We start from the raw sequence: 21,617 nt of genomic DNA, 5'->3' as shown, positions 1-21,617 counted from the left end.
ACCATTTTTCGGAGACGACGATGACGACGAACCAGCGACGAAAGAGCAGGTAGGCGATATGACGATCACGTCGAACCGGAAGAACCTCGATGTGACCGAGATATCGACGTCCGAGCTGGAGCCGGGTACGTCGACGACGGTCGGCGGTCTCCGTGTCCACACGATTTCGGTGGGCGACGACGACAGCGATGGGGATGCAGCCGCCGGCGTGAGAGCGGCGACGAGTCCGGACCAACCGTCGATCGAAGACGACACGACGGCAGTAGAGCCGGACACCCGTCCGGCCGGCTCGTTCGTGGTCCCGGCGAACAGGGACTTCCTGCAGAAGCTGGAGAGTCGCGGTAAAGACGGGCAGGGACGGTTGGTCGAAACGATGTACGTGCTGACGGGGCCGACACGAACGCAGCCGACGGACCTGATCGGTCTGGAGAACCCGGCGTTCTACGGGTCCGTGACCCGGACGAGCCTGGAGTTCAATCCGACGAGGATGGCGGAGAAGGTCGCAAGCCTGTATCCGGCGGGGAACACGCCGGGACTCGTGGCGCGCTTTCACACGCATCCCAGCGGCTCCGTGTCGGCGAGTCACCAGGACAAACAGAGCGCGCCAGCCGTCGAAAGTGCGTTCGTCGACGCGTTCGGAACCGACGACTTCGAGTTCTTTCACGGGATTCACGGGCTCGAAGAACACGGAGAGAGTCCCGGGCCCGAACAGCGACAGGACCCGTCAGTCACGGACGATGTCTTAGAGTGGGTTGGCGAGCGATACAGACACCGGCTTGGGGTGTTCGGGCGTGGGTTCGACGAACAACAAACGGTCACGGTAAACAGAGGAGATCAACGATGAGTCCAACCAACGCACGGTCCCAGGTTAACGAGATACTCGAACAGCTAGAGGACGAGGATATACAGGCGCTCAACGAGATGGTCGGCGAGAGTCCCGAGTTGCTGCGCCAGACGCTGACTGAATACGGGTTCCTCGAAGAGGAGGACGGCGACGATGGGATGATCGTCAATCGGGACTCCGGCGCGCTATCGTCGGCACAACAGGACCTCAGGGATGCACTCAGCGGTGAGCTATCGGAACCCAGATCGATCGACGAGATCGTAGACACCGTCGGGGCCGAGAACGCGGGGTTCAGACAGCAGTACCGCTCCGCGCAGTACCGCTCGTGGGTGAGCGAACAGCTCAAGGCACTGGCCGAGGAGGGCGAACTCGGACGGTATCCCGACGGACGGAAAATCTACTACACGGAGACACCGGAGGTGGCCGTGAAGAACTGGGCGCGACTGAACGAGCGGTTCCCGGAGGACATCTCGGTCGCTGACGCCGGTACGATTAGCACGGACACGGGAATGCCCGCTCGAATCGTCCGCGAAGCGTTAGCGACACTCAAACAATGACGGATCCGTACCGTGGTACTGACCGAGAAGCAGGGTCGGCAGACGACATCGACCCGAAAGTACCCGCAGAAATACACAGAGCGCTGGGGTCTACTGGAGTTCGATTGAACGAAGCGCATAGCCATCTCGCGGCGCTACGAACGGCGGTAACGGAGAACCGGTCGGACGCGTCTGAAATCGCCGAGACGGAGTTAGACGCACTGGTGCACGAACTCGAACAGAGCCGAGCGCGGTTGAACGAGGCCCTCGAAATCGCCATCGAGACGACTGAAGAGATGCGAGGGGCAGGTGCCTCGGACGGAGACGAAAGCGGCAGGCAAAACCCGGGAGGCGAGACGATGTTGTGGAACACGGTCGGGGTAGCTGGTTTGAACTCGCAAGATACCTGATGGCGTTCTGCGCCTAAAGTAGGTGCTCTCACCGCGCGTGTTTTAGGTAGTAGCGGGGTTCGAGACGCCGTCTCGCTTCACCAACAAAGCCGCACCACTGTGGGTAACGAACCGGTGAGGTCCCCGGCTCACGATGGGGAAACCGGACCGAAGACGGGTTCGTTCCATCCCCCGGCTGTCGGAGGGGTGTGCATGACAGCGAGAGTGATCGGGACACGAAAGTTGACTCTGTCGGGCTCGGACGCACCGACAGTGAAACCCTTATCCGGGTCGCGAGTAGGGTCCTCATCTGTCTCGGTACTTGTACGGTTCGTGACCCAGATCGGCAATCTGAACCTACAGACCGTCGTCTCTGCGTTCCTTATGCTCGCAGGTGCCATGGCACTGTACGGGTGGATGAGCGCTGGTCGACTGGTAGGGACACTGGTACCCGGTCCCAGCAGTTCGTGGCTGGCTGGATACACGACCGTACTGCCCGAACCCGAGCGATAACAGAGAGATCGGATAGTCCGTTGCTATAATATCAGAGAGTCCGGTCGCAAAATATCGCGGAGCGTCGACTGATAGCCGGGCAAGCGACACCAATATCGTGAAAGTACTGATTGTATGGGGCGAGCGACACGTGTAAGCGATACCACTGGAGGACAACGTGCCGCCCTTACTGTCAGCCGGTAGATCGACCGGAGACATCCGCTCAGTGGGTAGATTCAAGTTATATTTTCCCGAGGGAGGGGACGCAGTCAAAACAGTCGATACTCCAATAATTACAATACAGTCTTCCGGTCTCCTCTCGGAGTGTGACAACGCTCGTGCTCGGTTTAGATGGTGGTGACTGGGACCGTATCGACCCGTGGCTCCGGCAGGGACTGCTCCCGAATATCCGTGCCATATGCGAGGAGGGGATCTACAGCGTCTCGAACAGCGTGTTGCCACCAGTGACGTGCCCGAACTGGAAGTGCTACGCGTCCTCCAAATCGCCCGGAACGCACGACGTGTACTGGTGGGACCTCTTCGACCGAGAAACGAACTCCGTCACAATTCCTGATTCCACATCGTTTACCGAACCTGAATTATGGGATTATCTCAACGACGAGGGATTGACAACGGATATTATCAACCTCCCCATGTCGTTCCCTCCACGGTCAGTCGACGGGCACATGATCGCAGGCGGGCCCCAGGCCCAAAACACGGATTACACAGTTCCCCGAGCGTACCAGTCCGAGCTAGAAGCCGAGTTCGATTACCGAGTTCGGCCGGCAAAAGTAATCAACGGTGAAGCCCGCGGTGGTATCGAGAAGGCGCTGTCGTTACTCGAAACGCGATGTGAGGTAGCACAGCATCTGATCGAAACACACGACCCGGATTTCGTCCATCTCACGCTGTTTTATCTGAACAATATCCAGCACTTCCACGGGTCGGGTGTTCCGACGAAGCAGGCGTGGCAGCTCATCGACGACTGGGTCGGGACCTTCCGGGAGTCCACCGAGACGCTCTTTCTCATGAGCGACCACGGGTGTGCGGATATCGACACCGAATTTCACATCAACAGCTGGCTCAACGAGCGAGGATACCTGACGACCGGGAGTTCGTACGTCGGGTATCTCGACCGCTTGGGAGTCACACAGGAAAAAGCGACGACGGTACTCGGAGCGTTGAATCTCGAACGAGTCGTCAAAAATCTGGTTCCGGCGGATATCGTCGACCGCGTTCCGACCAAAGAGGGCGCGACGCGACAATCGAAGTTCGAGAGCGTGAATCTAGCGGCGAGTAACGCGATCGCCAGCGGCCAGGGTGTCGTGTACGTACTGGAGCCGCCGGATTCGAGAGCCTACGCCGAGACGAGACAGACCATCATCGAGGAATTGTCGCAGTTACAGACCCCCGACAGTGTCCCTGTAGCGCCGGAAATCCACCGGGGAGAAGAGCTGTATCCGAACGGGACGCCTCGATATCGGCCGGATATCGTCTTCGAGCAGGGGCCCGGAATCCACACCTCCGACGCTGTCGGTTCCGAGTCCGTGTTCGGGACGCCACGTCGATGGGAGGCTGAAAACCGGCGGGACGGGGTGTTCGCCGCTGTAGGCCCGAATGTCGAGTCAGCAGGGGGACTAGCCCCCACTAGTATCCTCGATATCGCGCCGACGGTGCTGTATGCCATGGGCCTAGATGTTCCGACCAGTTTCGAAGGGACACCGATTACCGAAGCAAACACCGCCCGTGACGAGCCCACATATCGCGACCCGCTGCAGAGCCTCGTCGAACAGACGAACGAAATCGAGGACAGTTCGACGGTCCAGGAACGGCTTTCGGACCTGGGATACTTCTAAACCAGTGTACTAGCTGCCCAGTATCCCGAGCTATCGCTGTCTTCTGCGTCATCAGGCGGGCTCGCATAGTCGGGGCCCTCGTTTTCGTCCTTCCAGCGCCACTCGTGTCGGTAGCGGTCTGAGACCGGCGTTGGTGGCTCCCGCTCACTGCTCGCTCTCGGTCCCCCGAGAGGTCACAAAATGTCCACAGAGCGTAGCAAGCCAACCTTTCTTGATTCGGGAGCGAACCCCAGCCGTCGACACAGCCGGCGACGAAACGGCAGTCAGGGCGAGCGGCTACCAGCTCCGGGCGGGACTGCCACAGCAGTTTTCAGCTGTGCTCGGCCCGACGTCGCCGGTACCAGTACGGAAAGTTGTACTTTCTGGATTATATTTTTTCTCAAATATATTCGGGAGCGTTCCGATTTCAGTTAGTTCGGTCCGAAATCGAGGTCCGGCTCGTTGCAGCGTACCGCGGCAATTTTTCTGCCGTCTACGAGAAAGACGCCAGTTTCGACACCGTGTGTCCGTGGGGGTTCTTCCTGAAAGGGTTCTATGAGAGCGATCGCATTAGTCGGAAACAGCCGTACATGCGGTCTTCGTTCGTCCATAGGTTCCCAGCCGCACACGGCCAGAACCACGGGTCGTCGATTCGGATCACCGCGTCGGCGACCGCGCTCTGAGTCGGAGCTTTGGCGGTAACGGTCGGTAACTCGGGCGTCTGAATCCGGTCGGGGCCAGCTATTCGAGCGCAGCTAACGCCAGAAATATCATATAATGTGGTTATCTTTGAAAATGATGTTTTTGCCACGTGAGCCTGAATACCGAGCTTCGGCGCTCGGGTCCGCTCGCGCTCGACCGGATCCACGTCGTTCCAGTCGTCGTGTCCACTGAAACGACCGGTTTCTGGGCCGAACGACGGAGAAGTTCGCCCGCGTCAGTTTCGATGATCATCTAAACACGACCGTTCGTTCCCGGTCCCGCGGGACGAGTAGGGCACGGTCGAGCTGTAGCAGTTCCACACCAGAAGGATGTACCGCACCCGAATTCGGTGGGTCCTCCGACCGTCGCTGTGGCGGTCCTGATATCGGCAACTGTCTCGTCAGTACGTCCGTGAGAGTGGTCGCTTCGGAGATTTGGGACACCACCATGTCCGTCCCAAACACTGCTACATTGGGACACCACTATATCCGTCCCAGAAATCGTCCGTCCGAAGGACGTGTCACCCGAACCATAACGTTTAGAAAAACCGACCGAGAACTGTTCCCATCGATGGCTTCAGAGCACTGTTGTAAAGTCGACCGAGTCCGTGACACGCATGATATCCGTCCACCGAGTCGCGTGAGTGGTGACCTGGATACGTATCTCCTCGAGAGGTGGAAGGGCGAGGGCGGAAACGACCCCGTCGGTGTCCGGACACTCTCGGAGTGGTTCAACAAGCGCGTGCTCCGGTCGGTCTACCGTATCAACGGCCGGGCCGATTCGAGCGTTCGCCTCGATGCGGACTACGAGGCGCTTCGTGGTAACGATATCCCGGCATACGAGCGAGCGGAGCTGCTCTCGGAACTGAGTGAGGACGGTATCGATGGCGACGCCGTGGCGAAGGACTTTATCGGCAAAAGCACACTATCCCGGCACCTGAAGGGGTGTCTCGACGCGAACAAGGACACGCCCGTTTCGTCGTCGGACTGGGAGATCGACCGGATTCGCGTCGCGACCCGAGCGTACCGGGACCACCTGGAATCCGCGCTCCAGTCACTCGGAAACAAAGACGAGATCGTCGGCGTCAGCGAGGCCGAACTGCAGGTCGGGGCCTCCCTCTCCTGCCCGCACTGTCCGACCCGTGTCACCGTGGAAAAAGCGTACGCGCAGGGGTACGTGTGTGCGGACCACAGGGACGACACGGTCTGAGTCGGTCGAGGACTGCGCAGCGGCGACTAATTTAAGTATCGGCCGTCCCATTCGCGTAACAATGTGGAACCTCGAAATCTCGAATATCGCTGGGATTCGTGATGGGGCACCGACGGTCAAGCCCGGTGTCAACGCCGTACAGGCGAGCAACTGGCAGGGAAAGACCTCCCTGCTGACGGCACTCAGGACGGTCATGGGCGGGTCGATAACGCCGACGACGCTCACCGACGGTGCGACGGAGGGCCACGTTCGACTCTCCGAGCCCGACTCGGAGCAGGAATACGAGCGTCGTCTCGAGCGAAACGGCACGACGGTCACAGCACACGGACAGCCGTACCTCGCCGACGAACAGCGACAGAAGGCTGCGGAGTTGTTCGCGTTTCTCGACGAACGCAACGAAGTCCGAACGGCGGTCCGTGAGGGGGCCGACCTCACGCCGCACCTCATAGAGCCCCTGAAGCGAGAGGATATCGACGGCCAGATTGCGGCGCTCAAAGCAGAACGGGAGACGGTCGAATCCGAGCTCGACAGTGCACAGACGGCGGCCACGGAACTGTCGGAGAAAACAGCGGCCATCAGTCGTCTCGAGGCCGAGCTATCGGAGTTGCGGGCGGATTTAGACGAGCTCGACGGCGACACCGCCGACTCCAGTGAACAGGCGGAACGTCGCGAGGAACTCACACGGGCCCGACGCGAGCGCGAACAGGTCAACCAGCGAGTCAATCGGCTCGAACGGAAAATCGAATCGCTGGAGTCACAGATCGAGGACACGGAGACAGAGCTGGCGGACCTGACGGTCCCAGCGTCACCCGACCACGCAGAGACAGTCGAGCGAAAACAGGCGGAGCTCAGGGAACTCGAAGCAGAAATCGAGACGCTGGAGGCGCTGTACAACGTGACGAACCGGGTACTCGACGAGGGGCAACTCGACCTCGTCGCGGATATCGATCGTCGGATCGACAGCGACCGACTCACCTGTTGGGCCTGTGGGAGTGAGACGACGCGGGAGGAGATGGAAGAACAGATCGACGGACTGAGCGACGCCATCACGAGCCGGCGGGAGCAGCGGGCCTCGCTTCGGTCGACTGTCTCTGACCTGCAGAGCAAACAGCGCGAGGCCGAACAGACGCGCCGCCGGAAACAGTCACTCGAAGCCGATCTCGACGACCTCCGGACGAATCTGGTCGATTCCAGAGAAGAACTGGCGGCCGCCCGTGACGAACTCGCCGACCGGACCGAGCGAGTCGAAGAGCTCGAAGAGCAGGTGGCGGAAACGGACGACCGGCGAAAGTCACTGGAACAGGAGATCGCCCGGACCGAAACAGAGCTGGCAACGCTTCGTGACGAAAAGGAACAGCTGGCGGAGCGCGCGGACAGACGTGAACAGCTCGAAGAGCGGATCAGCGACCTCACGGCGGAGATAGAGTCGCTGCGGTCGCGCCGCGAACGCGTCATCAGAACGGCCCGCAGCGCGTTCGACGAGGCGCTGGCGGACATCGTCACGAAGTTCAACCCGAGTTTCGAGAGCGCGCGCCTCGACAACCACGTCGACCCGGAGACGGGACGGACAGAGCAACTGGAACTGGTCATCGCCCGGGACGGCCGCGAGATATCCGTCGATGCGCTCTCCGAGGGGGAAGTGGAACTGATCGGACTCATCGCCGCGCTGGCCGGTCACGAAGCGTTCGACGTCGCCGAAGACGTCCCCTGTATCCTGATAGACGACCTCGGCGGCCTCGCGAGCGAACACCTGCACACGCTCGTCACCTATCTCGAAGCCCGAACCGAGTACCTCGTGACGACGGCGTATCCCGAAGCCGGCGAGTTCGATGGCCACGTGCTGTCACCGGACGACTGGGACGTGGTCTCCGACCGCGTCGAGCAGTCCGCGTAACCGACTGCAGTCGTCCGATAGAGATACCGAACGGCCGCTCAGGTGAGCGAAATTTCGAGCTGGAACTCGTTGACCGTCGCGAGGACGATATCGGGCAGTTCCGTCTCGAACCACTCGCCCCGCATCCGGTTGGCAGGGCTCGCAACGCTGAACGCGCCGAGAACCTGCCCAGTGGGTCCGGAAACGGGGACGCCGACGGCTTTGACCCCGTCCAACTGCTCCTCGTCGTTGATCGCGTACCCGCGTTCGCGGATCGCCTCCAGCTCCTCGAGCAGCGTCTCGCGGTCGGTGATCGTGTTGTCCGTTTCGGCCGCTAACCCCCGCTGGTCGATGATCTCGTCGACCCTGTCCCGGGGGAGTTGCGAGAGAACGGCCTTCCCGGCCGCGGTGGCGTGGAGCGGGGCACGCTTGCCCACGGTCGAGTACTTCCAGACAGCGTGCTCGCCCGAAAAGGTGTGTAAGTAGACACCGCGGCCGTACTCCTCGACGACGAACACGGCACGGGACTCGGTCTCCGTAGCCAGTTGCTCGGTGTAGGACTCGGCGATAGTGTAGGCGTCCGTCCGTGTCCGGACGTGTTCGCCGAGTTCGAGAAACGCGAGGCCGAGCTGATAGATGTCGCCCTCTTTAGTCACGTACTCCGCCTCGCGAAGCGTCGCCAGGTGGCTGTGAACCGTACTCGGTGCCAGGTCTACCGCGCTCGCCAGCTCCGTCACGCGCCCGCCGCCACGGTTTGCGATTTCCTCGATAATCTTGAACGACGTTCGTGTCGTCGACAGTGTCCGTGGCGCCGAATTTTCTGCCATTTGCCGTCCATTATATCCAACCATATTTAAAATTCGTGATGGACAAATCACACCCCACTGTCCGGTTGGCACCGACTCTGCAGGTGGTCTCACTCGGGACCAGCCGACCGGGTACTTATAAAATTCGCCTCTCGGGAATACGCGGCTGGCCGTGTCCGGCAAATCGACGTATCGATGTGTACGCGTTGGCCGATAGTTCGGTCTTGGCCGAACTAGACCCGATACCGATCTCTATCAGGTCGTGTCGGTGGATATCTATCGCAGAATAGTGGTTGGAACACCGGGGCCCCTTTGTACATGTTGAATCGTGATATACAGCGAGTTTCCAGCTGTAGTGCTAGCGTTTTCGCGTCCCAACGCGCGTCTTGCCCACACGTGCGTCTGATTACCGAGCGTCGTCGACTGGAAGAATCGCTGTCCGCGCTCGGAATTCACTCGTTCGCGTTCGACATGTGCGAAAGAGGGTTTCGGGCCGTGATTCGGTAGTTTATCCGAGTCACAGGATGGTACGTATCAGGGCACAGTTCAGATATCGAGCATCGCACGGGCCTCGGCCGGGGTGGCGACTGGGCGTTCGAGTTCGTCAGCGATGCGGGCGGTCCGACGGACCAGTTGTGCGTTGCTCTCGGCGAGTTCACCTTTCCGGTAGTAGACGTTGTCCTCCATCCCGACCCGAACGTGTCCACCCATCGTCATCGCCATCGTGGTCAGTGGCACCTGGTGTTTGCCGACAGCCAGACACTGCCACTCCACGGGGTCGGGGAGGTTCTCGACGAACGTAACGAGATTGTGCGGACTGGCGGGCATCCCGTTTTGCATGCCGAAAATGACCGTCGCCCAGTAGGGTTCCGCCAGCAGCCCCTCCTCTATCAGGTGCTCGGCCTCTGGAATGTGACCGGGGTTGAACAGTTCGAGTTCCGGTTTGACGCCGGCCGCCCGCATCCGTTCGGCGTACTCCTCGTTCTGTTCTCTGGTATTGACGGCCGTCCGTGTCTGGCCGAAGTTTATCGGCCCGAGGTCGACGGTCGCCACCTCCGGCCGCGGGTCAGTCTCTAAGATGGGAGCGATCCGTTTCTCGCGCGAGTAGATACCACCGCCACCGGTCGTGAAATTGACGATGATGTCGTCACAGACCGCCTCGATTTCGTCACGCAGTTGCTGATAGCGAGCGACGGATTTCGTGTTCTCGCCGTCCTCGTCTCTGGCGTGGAGGTGAACCATCGACGCGCCGGCTTCCTCGCAGGCCTTGATATCTTCGGCGACTTCCGCGGGTTGTGTCGGCAGATTCGGATTGGCCTCTTTCCCGTGGTGCCCGCCGGTAGTTGCCACACTGATGATTACGTTCTTCGAGAAGTAGTCCTCGTAGCCACTGTATGCCATACGCCTCCAGAATACGTTGACTGTTATTTAAACATTCGTGCCACAGTGGAGGGCGGGACGGTCGATGGCGGACCCGGTAACTCACTAGATTTATTATGATGAACGTAGGTCGTGAGTACGTGACGCATGATAGCACTGCGATTGTAACGGGCGGTGGTCGCGGAATCGGTCAGGCGATCAGTGTCGAACTCGCTGCCCACGGCTTCGACGTCGTCCTCGCGGATATCGACGAAGCGGCGATGGAGGAGACGGTAGACCTGATCGAGGCGGAGGGACAGACCGGCCGACCGCTGCATACCGACCTCGGCGATATCGAAAGCGTCGAATCGAGCATCGAGGAGGCCATCGACGTCGCCGGCTCCATCGAGGTACTGGTCAACAACGCCGGTATCGCTGGGCCGACTGCGCCCTGTGAGGACGTCGACACCGACGAGTGGGAACAGACCATGGCGGTCAATCTAACGGGACCGTTCGCGATGTGTCGCGCCCTCCTGCCCCATATGAAGGACGTGGGCTACGGTCGCATCGTCAACATCGCCTCTGTCACCGGTAAGCGCCCGCTCGTCAACCGAACGCCGTACGCGACCAGTAAACTGGGGCTGATCGGACTCACTCGAACGCTCGCGGCGGAAGTCGGTTCCCACGATATCAACGTCAACGCCGTCTGCCCGGGTTCAGTTGACGGGCCACGCATCAGACGAGTCTTCGAGAAGCAGGCCGAGGCCTCTGAGCAGACGTACGAACAGGTACGAAGCGAGGTTGAAGCGGAAAGCCCCCGCGGTGAACTCGTCCAGCGTGAGGACGTCGCTGACCTCGTCGCCTTCCTCTGTTCCGAACAGGCGACCCGCATCACGGGCCAGGACATCAACGTCTCAGCTGGCAAAGTAATGTACTAAATCCGCCACGAGCTGCCGAGCGGCGAGACAGAACAGGCGCGTTTCTGCTGGCTTGACCAGCAGGACTCCCGGTCAATATTGCAAAGTTCTTAGGAGTATCAGTAGTTATATATATGGGTTAAACAGTAGGGTTGAATTGCATTCGCATGACAAGGAATACCAGTACCCCGTCCAGGCGTCAGTTCATGAAGGGCACGGCTGGAGCCGGGGCGGCCGCGGGCCTCACAGGTCTCGCTGGCTGTCTCCAGGGAGAGGCGAGTAGTGACTCGCTGTCGTCGATGGGATCGATCGCGAACCTGCAGAACTCCTACTGGCTGTCGTGGCAGAAGGGGTATTTAGAGGCCGCAGAAGCACTGGGGTACAGTACGAACGTCCAGACCAACGACGGGAACGTCACGACCCAGCAGGAACAGTTCGACACGGCGATCTCCAACAACACGGATACGATCGTCGGCCAGACCTACACGAACGCGGCGGCGATTTCGTTGGCCGAGACCTGTGTCGAAGCAGGGGTCCCGACCATTCTGGCCGTGACCATCGCGGACTGGTACACACCGCAGGACGCCGGCGACGAGTACGTCCAGTTCTTCGCCCCCCACTTCGTCAACCACGCCTACTCGGCGGCGAAGATCCTCTTCGAGGCCATGGGCGGGGAGGGCGGCTTCGTTCACATCGAGGGCAATCGCGGCACAGCCCCCAACATCGGTCGGAACAAAGGCGTCGACCTGGCGCTCGAAGAGTACCCGGACATCGAGATGCTCGGTGACCGGCTACAGGGGAACTTCATCCGGTCCGATGCCCGTGACGCGATGGCCGACAAGGTCTCGCAGTACGGCGACGACATCCAGGGCTTTTTCGGCCAGAACGACGCCGTCGCCATCGGCGGCAACACCATCCTTCAGGAGAACAACATCGACGTTCCGACGGTCGGTATCGACGCCAGCGAACCCGGGCTCGCCGAGATCGACGCGGGGAACATCACCGCCTCGGTCTCCGGGATGGGGCCGTGGCAGGGCGGTTGGTCGCTCGTGAAGTGCCACGACTTCCTCAACGGACACACCCTACAGCCGGCCGAACGGATGATGTCGTTCAACGCGCCGGTCTGTGTCAAGGACCCCGACGAGTGGCGGGACACGGTCGATCGACTGCCCGTCGTCGATGCCGCTGCGTACAACGAAGCGATATTCGCGGGCGAGACGCCGTACGACTGGGCGAAGATGTCCGTCGCCGAATCCGGCGAGGACAGCTGGGACCCACAGATCGACATGCAGCCGATGAACCTCGCGGACATGGAGGAGGTTCTCGACTGGCAGGACTCCGAGAAACCGGACGGCTACTCGCTCAACAGTGCCTACACGGACAGCAGCGCACAGGAAGAGATTACCCAGCTGTATCAGGACCGCTTCAACAACAATCCGCTGAGGCAGTAACAGAAACACGATGCACGAACGTCCACCAGACATCCGTCTAGAGAGGTGTGAGTATGAGTGACAGTGTCGCACCGGAAGTGACGGCCGACACTGCGGAGACGAGCCTCCGCGTCGACGGCATCTCGAAATCGTTCCGCCACGTCCAGGCGCTCTCGGACGTTTCACTCGAAATTAACCGCGGCGAGGTCGTCGGGCTGGTCGGTGAAAACGGCGCGGGCAAGAGCACGTTGCTGAACATACTCACCGGCGTCCTCTCGGCGGACGAGGGACAACTGGCCGTCGACGGGGAAGCAGTCGAGTTCTCCAGTCCGCGGGAGGCGGCAGACTACGGCGTCTCGCTCGTCAGGCAGGAACAGGACGTCATCACGAACTTCCGCGGGTACGAGAACCTCTATCTCGGTCGCGAGGAGGAACGGTTCGGTGTCCTCAGTCGCGACGAGATGCGCGAGGATGCCCAGGCGTTCGTCGACGACCTGGGCATCGACATCGACGTCGACGCGTTCGTGCAGGACTACTCGTTCAACGAGCGCCAGATGCTAGAGATCGCCAAGTCGTTCCACGTCTCACAGAAGTCAGCGAATCCCGTCATCCTGCTGGACGAGCCCACGGCGGCACTGGAGGAAGCGGGGCGCGAAATCCTGTTCGAGTTGATAGACGACCTCCGGGACCGGGCGACGTTCGTGTTCGTCTCGCACGAACTCGACGAAGTACTGCACGTATCAGACCGCATCTACGTCCTCAAAGACGGCGAACTCGTCGACGAGACCACCGCGACGGCGGCGACACCCGACAGCCTCCAGCAGAGCATGGTCGGTCGCGAGGCCGCCGACGAGTACTACCGCGTTCCCCAGCAGCTGACGGAGACGCAACTGGGTTCGGAGACACTCGCCGTCGAGAACCTGGAAACCGAGGCGCTCGGCCCGCTCTCGTTGTCCGTCCGCGAAGGGGAAATCTTCGGCATCGTCGGTGTCGAGGGCTCCGGGAAGGAGCGGCTCGGCCGCATCCTCGCCGGTGATATCACGCCGGAGGACGGGACGGTCGCTGTCAACGGCGAGACGGTCGAGTCACCGTCGATCGCGGACATGGTCGACGCCGGTGTCGGGTACATCCCGAAAGACCGGAAATCCGAGGGACTGCTGCTGTACCAGTCCGTGCTCACGAACACCTCACTCGCGATGATCCGCACGATGAACGGCAAACTCCCGCTGTTGGACCTCGACAGCGAGGCCGCGGCGACGGACGAAGCCATCGAGGAACTCAACATCAAGACGCCCGGCCCGGAGGCCCTCGTCCACGGGCTGAGCGGGGGGAATCAGCAGAAGGTAGTCATCGCTCGCTGGCTCGCCCAGGACACGCCGATTCTCGTGATGGACAACGTGACACGCGGTATCGACGTCGGCGCGAAAGAAGAGGTGTACCGGCTCTGTCGTGAACTGACCGACAAGGGCGTCTCGCTCGTGTTCATCGGCGACGAACTCCCGGAGGTCATCGGTATGTCGAACCGTATCGCCGTGATGAACAACGGGCAGTTCGCCGGTGAGCCGTTCGACGCATCCATCGGTGCGAAACCGACCGAAGAAGAGCTGATTCAGGAGATGATTTGAATGAGTACCAGTACGAACGCGATTCAGGAGTGGCTCGCCAAACAGCGCGAGCAACGGACAGTACACGATTGGATAACGGACGTCGGTCCGTTCGCGATGTTGCTGATGCTGTCCCTGCTGTTTGCGGTAGGGACCCGCGAGTTTCTGACGTACCAGAATCTCATAAACAACGTCGCGAAGAACAGCGCCTTCCTGCTGTTGGTCGCACTCGCCGGGACCTTTCCGATTCTCCAGCAAAGCATCGACCTCTCGGTCGAATCGATCGTCACGTTGACCGGCGTGCTGACGGTGGTCCTCATCTCGGAGTACCAGATGGGACTGCTCGCGATACCGCTCGCCATCGTCTTCGGAATGCTCGCCGGACTCGTCAACGGCATCGTCTTCACGAAGCTCAAAGTCCCCTCGTTCCTCGTGACGCTCGGAACGCTGTCGATACTGATGGGAGTCGCGCTCATCGTGACTGGTGGGTCGACGATAACCTTCCGCAACCAGGCCATCCGGGACATCGCGACCGGGACGTGGATTCCCGGTGTGCCGAACCTCGTGATGTGGGGGCTCCTCATCTACGGCGGGACGGTGTTCCTGGCCTGGCGAACCAAGTTCGGCCGCTACTGTTTCGCCCTCGGTGAGAACGAGCGCGTCGTCGAGCTCGCGGGGGCGAAGGTCGACCGGTACAAGATATACCCGTTCGTCCTCTCGGGGCTGCTCTGTGGGACCGCGGGTGTGTTGCTGACGCTCCGCATCTCGTCCGCATCGCCGAACATCGCGGGCGGGCTGCTGTTGCCGAGTATCGCGGCCATCGTCATGGGCGGGACGGCACTGACCGGCGGCGTGGGTGGCCCACACCGGACCATCCTCGGCGTGCTGGTCATCGCCGTCCTCCAGAACGGGATGAACCTGCTGTCTATCAACCCGTTCGTCCAGGAGATCATCCTCGGGCTCGTCGTCGTCAGCGCAGTCGCGCTGTCCATCGACCGCGAGAAGATCGACGTGGTCAAATAAGGCGCGCGGAAGCCGTTTCCCCGACGCACGTATCGCAGAAGTGGGTCACTGTCAAGACGCCTGTGGCACGTCTCCGCTTACGCAGTGAACCCGCCGTCCATGACGAGGTTGTGACCCGTCACGAACGAGGAGTCATCGCTCGCCAAGAACAGCGCGGCGTCAGCGACTTCCGACGGCTGGCCGGCACGACCCAGCGGCGTCTGGTCGAGAATCCCACCGGCCGTGTCGCCGTCTTCCATCGTCATGGCCGTCTCGATGAACCCCGGGTTGAGCGCGTTGACCCGGATGTCGTTGGCCCCGTGTTCGACGGCGAGTTCGCGCGTCAGATTCGTCACGCCGCCCTTCGAGGTACAGTACAGCGAGGAGTTGTCCAGTCCGCGAATGCCGGCGATCGACGACATGTTGATTATCGACCCACCGCCCCCTTGGGCACACATCTGCTCGATGGCGGCCTGACAGCCGAAGTAGACGCCCTTGAGGTTGATGTCCATCAGCCACCGGAAATCGTCCTCGTCTGCGTCTTCGATGGGGAGCTGACGGTCCACACCGGCGTTGTTGACCATCACGTCGAGCGAGCCGTAGGCGTCGACGGTCGCGTCGACCGCGCGGCCGAGGTCGTCGATGTCCGTCACGTCACACTGGACGAACTGGGCCTCGCCGCCCGCCTCGGTGATGAGTTCGTGTGTCGGGTCGCCGCCCATCCGCGGGTCCGCTCTGATGTCGGCGACGGTCACGCTCGCACCCTCCTCGGCGAACAGTCGAGCAATCGCGCGACCGTTCCCGGACGAACCGCCAGTGACAACCGTCGCTGTGTCTGTGAGTTTACCTGCCATGGCTTGTGTTGTACGGCCTCACCACATAAGCGTTCCCTCAGGGACGGCGCTCGCTAAAAGTCGGTCTCCGGCTCGTACTGCCGGCAGTAACAGACCCAAGGAATTCGCGGTGGCGAATATCGGTGCGAACGGCAGCCGGCAGTGTCAGCGGAGGTCGATGTTCGCACAGACGTTCTTTATCTGCGTGTAGTTGTCGATGGCCTGCACGCCGTTCTCCCGGCCGATGCCGCTCTGTTTGTACCCGCCGAAGGGCGTCTCGTTGCCCCCGGCGTAGTATTCGTTGATATACACCTGCCCGGCGTCCACGTCGCGGGCAAAGCGGTGAGCCCGTCCGACGTCCGACGTGTATATCCCGGCGACGAGTCCGTAGTCGGTGGCGTCGGCGAGTTCGACCGCCTCGTCCTCGTCGGCGAACGTCGAGACGGTCAACACCGGCCCGAAGATTTCCTCCTGTGCGATGCGAGTATCGTGGGACACGCCGTCGAAAATCGTCGGTTCGACGAAGTAGCCGTCCCTGTCGAGTCGCCCACCACCGATGACCGGGTCGCCGACCTCCTCGCGGCCGATGTCGATGTAGTTCTGGACCTTTTCCAGATGGTCAGCCGAGACGAGCGGGCCCATATCGTAGTCGTCGATACCGGGGCCGAGTTCGAGAGCCGCGGCCCGGTCGACGAGGTCGTCGAGGAACTCGTCGTGGATGTCCTCGTGGACGAGCAGTCGCGACCCCGCAGAGCAGACCTGCCCGGCGTTGGTCATGATAGCGGTTATCGTCCCGTCGAGTGCCGCCTCCCACTCCGCGTCCGGGAAGACCACGTTCGGGCTCTTCCCGCCGAGTTCGAGATGGGTCTCGGTCACGTTCTCGACTGCGCTCTGTGCGACGGCGGTGCCGGTCGGGCCCGAACCGGTGAACGTGATACCGTTCACGTGGGGATGGCCCGTCAGAGCGGCTCCCGCCTCAGCACCGAATCCGGGGACGACGTTCAGGAGGCCATCGGGTAGGCCGGCCTCGGTGGCGACGCGAGCCAGTTCGAGCGCGCCGATCGGCGTCTGTTCGGCCGGCTTTACAACGGCAGCGTTTCCGGCCGCCAGCGCCGGGGCGACGCTTCGCGCAAAGAGGTATATCGGAACGTTCCACGGCACGATGTGTGCGGTGACGCCGAGGGGCTCCCGTATCGTGTAATCGACGTACCCGTCTGAGAGCGGGATGCTTTCGCCCTGGATTTTGTCGGCAATACCGGCGTAGTACTCGAAGTGCCGGGCGGCGCGTTCGACCTGACTGCGGGAGCTGGAGATGGGTTTCCCGTTCTCCATGGTCTCGACAGTCGCCAGATACTCCGACTGCTCACGGATGGCCGCCGCGATAGCTGTCAGGACCTGCACACGCTCTTTCGGTGGCCGGGACCGCCAGGACTCGAAGGCGTCGCGAGCGACGGACACGGCCCGGTCGACGTCGTCCCCGCTCGCCATTCCCACATCCGCGACGGTGTCTTCGGTCGCCGGGTCGACCACTGTGAACCGGTCGTCAGTCCCGGCAGACCGCTCTTCGCCGTCGATCCACAGCTCGTACTGGTCGCTAATCGCAGCAGGCGCTTTGTTCGACATTGACAGCCAGACCCATGACGGCCCCGCGCAAATATCTTTGTGTCCGGTGACTCATCACACACCAGTCGTGAAGGTTAACTAACCAATTGCGCCTAACATATGCGAATGTTTATTAACTATTCTGCTAAATCCTCGTATGCTATGTTAGAGAGTGACGCATTAGTCGTTGACTCAGTGTCTCACTGTTTCAACCACACAGAGGAAAACCGCAAGCATCCACACGCTGAGCGGTGGGACGACGAAACGTACGAGCTCGGGGAACAGCTGATGCCCGACGAGTACGTCCACCCCAAGGAGGTTTTCTACCGTGACCACTCGGTCGAGGAACTCGAACGGCTCCTCTTCCTCGAGAGCCAGGTCGATTACACGAACTACCACTCGCTGCCGCTCGACGATTATTTCCACGACGGGCTGGTCTCCCGCGAGAAGGGCTTCAAGCTCCGCGAGCGCAACCCCGACCGGGTGTCGATGTACGTCGACATTAACCCGCTCGAAGACGACGCCGTCGAGCAGGTCGAACACTACGTCAAAGAGGAGAACGTCGAGGGTATCAAGCTGTATCCGGCACGGTACCAGAACGGTCAGGACCTCTCGCTCCAGCTGAACGAAGACGCCGTTCGCCCCGTCCTCGAGAAGGCCGCGGACCTCGACGTGACATCGGTCGGCATCCACAAGTTCATCCCCTTCGCGACGGCACCGGTTCGCTACTTCAGGATGGGCGACGTCGAGGACGCCGCCAACGCGTTCCCCGACCTCAACTTCGAGGTCATCCACGCCGGCTTCTCGTTCCTCGAAGAGACCGTCTTCGCGATGGCGAGTCACGAGAACGTCTACGCGAACCTCGAAAACACGATCCACATGGCCTGTTCCCGCCCCGAGAAATTCGCCCGTTCGCTGGGCGAGATGCTCTACTGGGCCGGCCCGGACCGGATCGTCTTCTCCGGTGGCTCGACCGCACTCCACCCGCAGGCGGCCATCGACGCCTTCTGGGACTTCCAGATTCCCGAGGAGATGCGTGCTGGCGAGGACTACCCCGAACTCACCGACGAGATCAAGGAGAAGATTCTCGGCAGGAACGCGCTCCGTCTCATGGACAAGGACCCCGAACAGGTCAAGCGAAACATCGAGGGCGACAAGTGGGACAGACTGCGCCAGGAACGCAGGGAAGCGGACGACTTCCCGGCCGAACCATGGTCGACCTACGACACCCCGGCGTAACCCATGACTGTAATCGACGACACCGGCCACGTCACACCGGAGACCGAGTTCGACAGCGACCTCGCGACGGCCGTCAAAGGACAGTTGCGAGAGGTGCTCGACCCCTGCAGCTGCATGAGTAACCATCCGATCGACATCATCGACCTGGGGCTCGTCGACGACATCGCAGTCGACGAGGCGGCCCGGGAAGCCCGCATCGACATCCTGCTGACCTCACAGCGATGTATGTACGTGCTGGACATCACCGACGAGATCAGAGAGCGTGTCGAATCCCTCTCGGGCATCGAGACGGCCGACGTCCATCAGGTGACCAGCGGCAAAGTCTGGACGGCCGAACGGATGTCAGAGGAACAGCAGACCGAGCGCCGCGAGCGCTTCGAGGAACGCATCGAGGCCGCGGATATCACCCCGTACGCCGAGCAGTCCTCGGAGTCATGACTCACAGGATTCTGGTCGCGGTCGACGACTCACCGCAATCGAACGCGGCTGTTACGTACGCCGTCTCGCGCCACGCGGACGCCGATATCACGCTGCTGCACGTCATCGAGTACACCGAAAAGAAAACCAGTCCCAGTCGGGGTGGCCGCGGCCGCGACGAGGGCTGGTACGCCGCGGAACGCGAAGCGGCCGAGGAGCTGTTCGACGCGGCCAGGGAGACCGCCGCCGACCACGGCGTCGAGTTGTCCAGCGATATCGTGGACGGAAAACCGTCGAGCGAGATCACCCAGTACGCCGCCGACCACGACATCGACACTATCGTCATGGGAATGCGAAAGCGGAGCCGGACCGGCAAAGCCGTCTTCGGGTCGACGGCCCAGGACGTGCTGCTGTCGGCCGACGGGCCAGTCGTCGCGATTCCCGCCCCCTGAGAAACGGTGACTGCGTGCCCAGTCAGCCACGGTCGTACGTGACGCCCGCGGTACTTATCGCGCGTTCTCGACGGTTTCGAGCGCTTCCGGATTCTCGATACTGCTCATATCACCGAGGTCGTCGCCGGTGTACGTCGCCTCGACCGCCCGGCGGATGATTTTGCCCGACTGGGTCTTGGGGAACTCGTCGACGAACAGCACCTCCCGGGGCCGGAACGGCTTCCCGTGCTCCTGGCCGATGATGGCACGGATGTCCGTGCGCAACTCGTCGGTCTCGGTGACGCCGTCCTCGACGATGACGTAGAGCACGACGGCAGTCCCCGTCGTCTCGTCGGGGACGCCGACAGCGGCGGCCTGGTTCACGTCGTCGTGTTCCATCGCTGCCCCCTCGACTTCGGCCGGCCCGACCTTGCGGCCGGCGACGTTCAGCGCGTCGTCTGCCCGCCCGTGCAGGAACCAGAGCCCGTCCTCGTCTTTCTGCGCCCAGTCGCCGTGGTCCCAGAGGTCATCGAAGGTCGACCAGTACTCCTCGAGATACCGCTCGTCGCCGCTCCACAGCGATTTCGTCATCGACGGGCAGGAGTCACGGGCCACGAGGTAGCCGCGCTCGTGCGACTCCCTGACACTGGTCCCGTCGGCGTCGACGATGTCGATGTGCATGCCGAGGCCGGGCCCGCCGAGCGTCCCGGGTTTGAGTGGCTGCGTCGGCATCGGCATGAGGAAGCAGCCCATGATCTCGGTTCCCCCGGAGATGTTGATGATGGGCGTTTCGCCGCCGCCGACCTGTTCGTAGAACCATTGCCAGGATTCCGCGTCCCACGGCTCACCCGTCGAGCCGAGCAGACGCAGACTGGAGAGGTCGTGGTTCTCGACCCACTCGTCGCCGTGCTTTCGAAGCGCGCGGATAGCGGTCGGCGAGATGCCAAACTGGGTGAGCTTGTGGCGGTCGATCATCTCCCAGAATCGGTCGGGCTGGGGGTGGTCGGGCGCGCCCTCGTACATGAACATCGTGCCGCCGAATGCGTGGGTACCCATCAGCGTCCACGGCCCCATCATCCACCCGATGTCTGAGACCCAGAAAAAGCGGTCAGCGGGTTTGAGGTCGAAGCCGAAGTGGAGCTCTTTTGCCGCCTGCATGAGCGCCCCCGCGTGCGTGTGGACGATGCCCTTGGGTTTGCCCGTCGTGCCCGAGGAGTACAGCAGCATCGACTCCTGGGCCGAGTCGAGCGACTTCGTCTCGTAGCTGTCGTCCTGTGGCTCGACGGCGTCGATCCAGAGCTCGTCGCGGTCGTCGTCCCAGGGGATGTCGCCGCCACCGGCGAGACCGAGCCGGTCGTAGACGACGGTGTGCTCGACGTGGCCGGCCGCGTCGATGGCGCTGTCGGCGGTTTCCTTTAGCGTAATCTGGCCGCCACGCCGCTGGAAGCCGTCGCCGGTGAACAGGACACTGCACTCGGCGTCCTCGATGCGGGTCGCGGCCGCGTCGACACCGAATCCGGAGAAGATAGGGACAGCGATGGCGCCTATCTTGAAACAGCCGTACAGAATCGAGATGACTTCGGGGACCATCGGCATGTACAGGCCGACGGTGTCACCCGTCTCGATGCCACGTTCGTCGAGAGCGTTCGCGACCTTGTTGGCTTGGCGCTGGAGTTCGTGATAGGTCACGTCACGGACCTCGCCGTCCTCGCCCTCCCAGATACAGGCGACTTTGTTCCGGGTCTCGGAATCGGGCGCCGCGTGCCGGTCCAGAACGTTGTGTGCGGCGTTGAGTTCACCACCGGGGTACCAGTCGGTGAACTGTGGCCCATCGCTGTCGTCCCGGACTCGGTCGTACGCCTCGTAGAACTCGATGTCGAGGTAGTCGACGAGTTCGTCCCAGAACCACTCGACGCCGGAATCGGGGACGCCGTCGATATCCGTCGTCGTCCGTTCGATGAGTTCGTCGTAATCGTCGATATCGTAGGCCTGCATGAACTGCCAGACGTTCGTTGATTCGACGAACGACTGCGTCGGTTCGTGGACGACACCGGTCTCTGTCAGCGAGTCCTCTGACATAGCTGCTTTGACGTGTGT

18 protein-coding genes are annotated in these 21,617 nt (G+C 61.7%); 13 read left to right on the top strand and 5 right to left on the bottom strand.

What is annotated here, in order from left to right; translation table 11 throughout:
* The first annotated feature begins 58 nt into the window (after positions 1-58).
* From NDI56_RS16300 to NDI56_RS16275, 6 genes are all read left to right on the top strand, one after another.
* Entirely contained in the window at positions 59-844 is a 786-nt protein-coding gene (locus NDI56_RS16300; protein WP_310920725.1) for a hypothetical protein, read from the top strand.
* A complete protein-coding gene (locus NDI56_RS16295; protein ID WP_310920724.1) occupies positions 841-1,401 on the top strand; it encodes a hypothetical protein in 561 nt (186 codons plus the stop codon). Before NDI56_RS16300 ends, NDI56_RS16295 begins: the two co-directional genes overlap by 4 nt.
* A gap of 104 nt (positions 1,402-1,505) precedes the next feature.
* Complete coding sequence (locus NDI56_RS16290) at positions 1,506-1,790, top strand: hypothetical protein (protein WP_310920723.1); 285 nt, start codon at positions 1,506-1,508, stop codon at positions 1,788-1,790.
* 797 nt (positions 1,791-2,587) lie between these two features.
* Entirely contained in the window at positions 2,588-4,117 is a 1,530-nt protein-coding gene (locus tag NDI56_RS16285; RefSeq protein WP_310920722.1) for an alkaline phosphatase family protein, read from the top strand.
* 1,128 nt (positions 4,118-5,245) lie between these two features.
* Positions 5,246-6,007, top strand: coding sequence for a rod-determining factor RdfA (rdfA, locus tag NDI56_RS16280; RefSeq protein ID WP_335342707.1), 762 nt, complete (start codon positions 5,246-5,248; stop codon positions 6,005-6,007).
* A gap of 61 nt (positions 6,008-6,068) precedes the next feature.
* On the top strand, positions 6,069-7,901 hold the full coding sequence (locus NDI56_RS16275; protein ID WP_310920720.1) for an archaea-specific SMC-related protein: 1,833 nt from the start codon (positions 6,069-6,071) through the stop codon (positions 7,899-7,901).
* 38 nt (positions 7,902-7,939) lie between these two features.
* On the opposite strand, the gene NDI56_RS16270 is transcribed toward NDI56_RS16275, so the two are convergent.
* Complete coding sequence (locus NDI56_RS16270; protein ID WP_310920719.1) at positions 7,940-8,707, bottom strand: IclR family transcriptional regulator; 768 nt, start codon at positions 8,705-8,707, stop codon at positions 7,940-7,942.
* A gap of 525 nt (positions 8,708-9,232) precedes the next feature.
* Positions 9,233-10,087: a beta-keto acid cleavage family enzyme gene (locus tag NDI56_RS16265; RefSeq protein WP_310920718.1), complete on the bottom strand. Its 855-nt coding sequence runs from the start codon at positions 10,085-10,087 to the stop codon at positions 9,233-9,235.
* Positions 10,088-10,206: 119 nt separating this feature from the next.
* On the opposite strand from NDI56_RS16265, the gene NDI56_RS16260 reads away from it, so the two are divergent.
* The 4 genes from NDI56_RS16260 (at position 10,207) to NDI56_RS16245 (ending at position 15,019) form a co-directional block, all read left to right on the top strand.
* A complete protein-coding gene (locus tag NDI56_RS16260) occupies positions 10,207-10,983 on the top strand; it encodes an SDR family NAD(P)-dependent oxidoreductase (RefSeq protein ID WP_310920717.1) in 777 nt (258 codons plus the stop codon).
* Positions 10,984-11,129: 146 nt separating this feature from the next.
* Complete coding sequence (locus NDI56_RS16255) at positions 11,130-12,413, top strand: sugar ABC transporter substrate-binding protein (protein WP_310920716.1); 1,284 nt, start codon at positions 11,130-11,132, stop codon at positions 12,411-12,413.
* A gap of 53 nt (positions 12,414-12,466) precedes the next feature.
* Positions 12,467-14,017, top strand: coding sequence for a sugar ABC transporter ATP-binding protein (locus NDI56_RS16250; protein ID WP_310920714.1), 1,551 nt, complete (start codon positions 12,467-12,469; stop codon positions 14,015-14,017).
* Positions 14,018-14,113: 96 nt separating this feature from the next.
* A complete protein-coding gene (locus NDI56_RS16245; RefSeq protein ID WP_417936035.1) occupies positions 14,114-15,019 on the top strand; it encodes an ABC transporter permease in 906 nt (301 codons plus the stop codon).
* Positions 15,020-15,096: 77 nt separating this feature from the next.
* On the opposite strand, the gene NDI56_RS16240 is transcribed toward NDI56_RS16245, so the two are convergent.
* Together NDI56_RS16240 and NDI56_RS16235 are read right to left on the bottom strand one after the other, a co-directional pair.
* A complete protein-coding gene (locus tag NDI56_RS16240) occupies positions 15,097-15,852 on the bottom strand; it encodes an SDR family NAD(P)-dependent oxidoreductase (RefSeq protein WP_310920711.1) in 756 nt (251 codons plus the stop codon).
* A gap of 144 nt (positions 15,853-15,996) precedes the next feature.
* Positions 15,997-17,454, bottom strand: coding sequence for an aldehyde dehydrogenase family protein (locus NDI56_RS16235; RefSeq protein ID WP_310920710.1), 1,458 nt, complete (start codon positions 17,452-17,454; stop codon positions 15,997-15,999).
* Positions 17,455-17,595: 141 nt separating this feature from the next.
* On the opposite strand from NDI56_RS16235, the gene NDI56_RS16230 reads away from it, so the two are divergent.
* From NDI56_RS16230 to NDI56_RS16220, 3 genes are read left to right on the top strand one after another with little or no spacing between them, the layout of a single operon-like run.
* Entirely contained in the window at positions 17,596-18,672 is a 1,077-nt protein-coding gene (locus tag NDI56_RS16230; RefSeq protein ID WP_310920708.1) for an amidohydrolase family protein, read from the top strand.
* A 3-nt stretch (positions 18,673-18,675) separates the two neighbouring features.
* Positions 18,676-19,110, top strand: coding sequence for a metal-sulfur cluster assembly factor (locus NDI56_RS16225; protein ID WP_310920706.1), 435 nt, complete (start codon positions 18,676-18,678; stop codon positions 19,108-19,110).
* A complete protein-coding gene (locus NDI56_RS16220) occupies positions 19,107-19,541 on the top strand; it encodes a universal stress protein (protein WP_310920705.1) in 435 nt (144 codons plus the stop codon). The genes NDI56_RS16225 and NDI56_RS16220 overlap by 4 nt, the downstream gene beginning before the upstream one ends.
* Before the next feature lie 54 nt (positions 19,542-19,595).
* On the opposite strand, the gene NDI56_RS16215 is transcribed toward NDI56_RS16220, so the two are convergent.
* On the bottom strand, positions 19,596-21,599 hold the full coding sequence (locus NDI56_RS16215) for an AMP-binding protein (protein ID WP_310920704.1): 2,004 nt from the start codon (positions 21,597-21,599) through the stop codon (positions 19,596-19,598).
* Between the last annotated feature and the right edge of the window lie 18 nt (positions 21,600-21,617).

This window comes from Halomicroarcula saliterrae (assembly GCF_031624395.1).
GTDB classification, from domain to species: Archaea; Halobacteriota; Halobacteria; order Halobacteriales; family Haloarculaceae; genus Haloarcula; species Haloarcula saliterrae.
The sequence above is the reverse complement of the archived record's forward strand: the minus strand, read 5'-3'. Positions and strand labels throughout refer to the sequence as shown.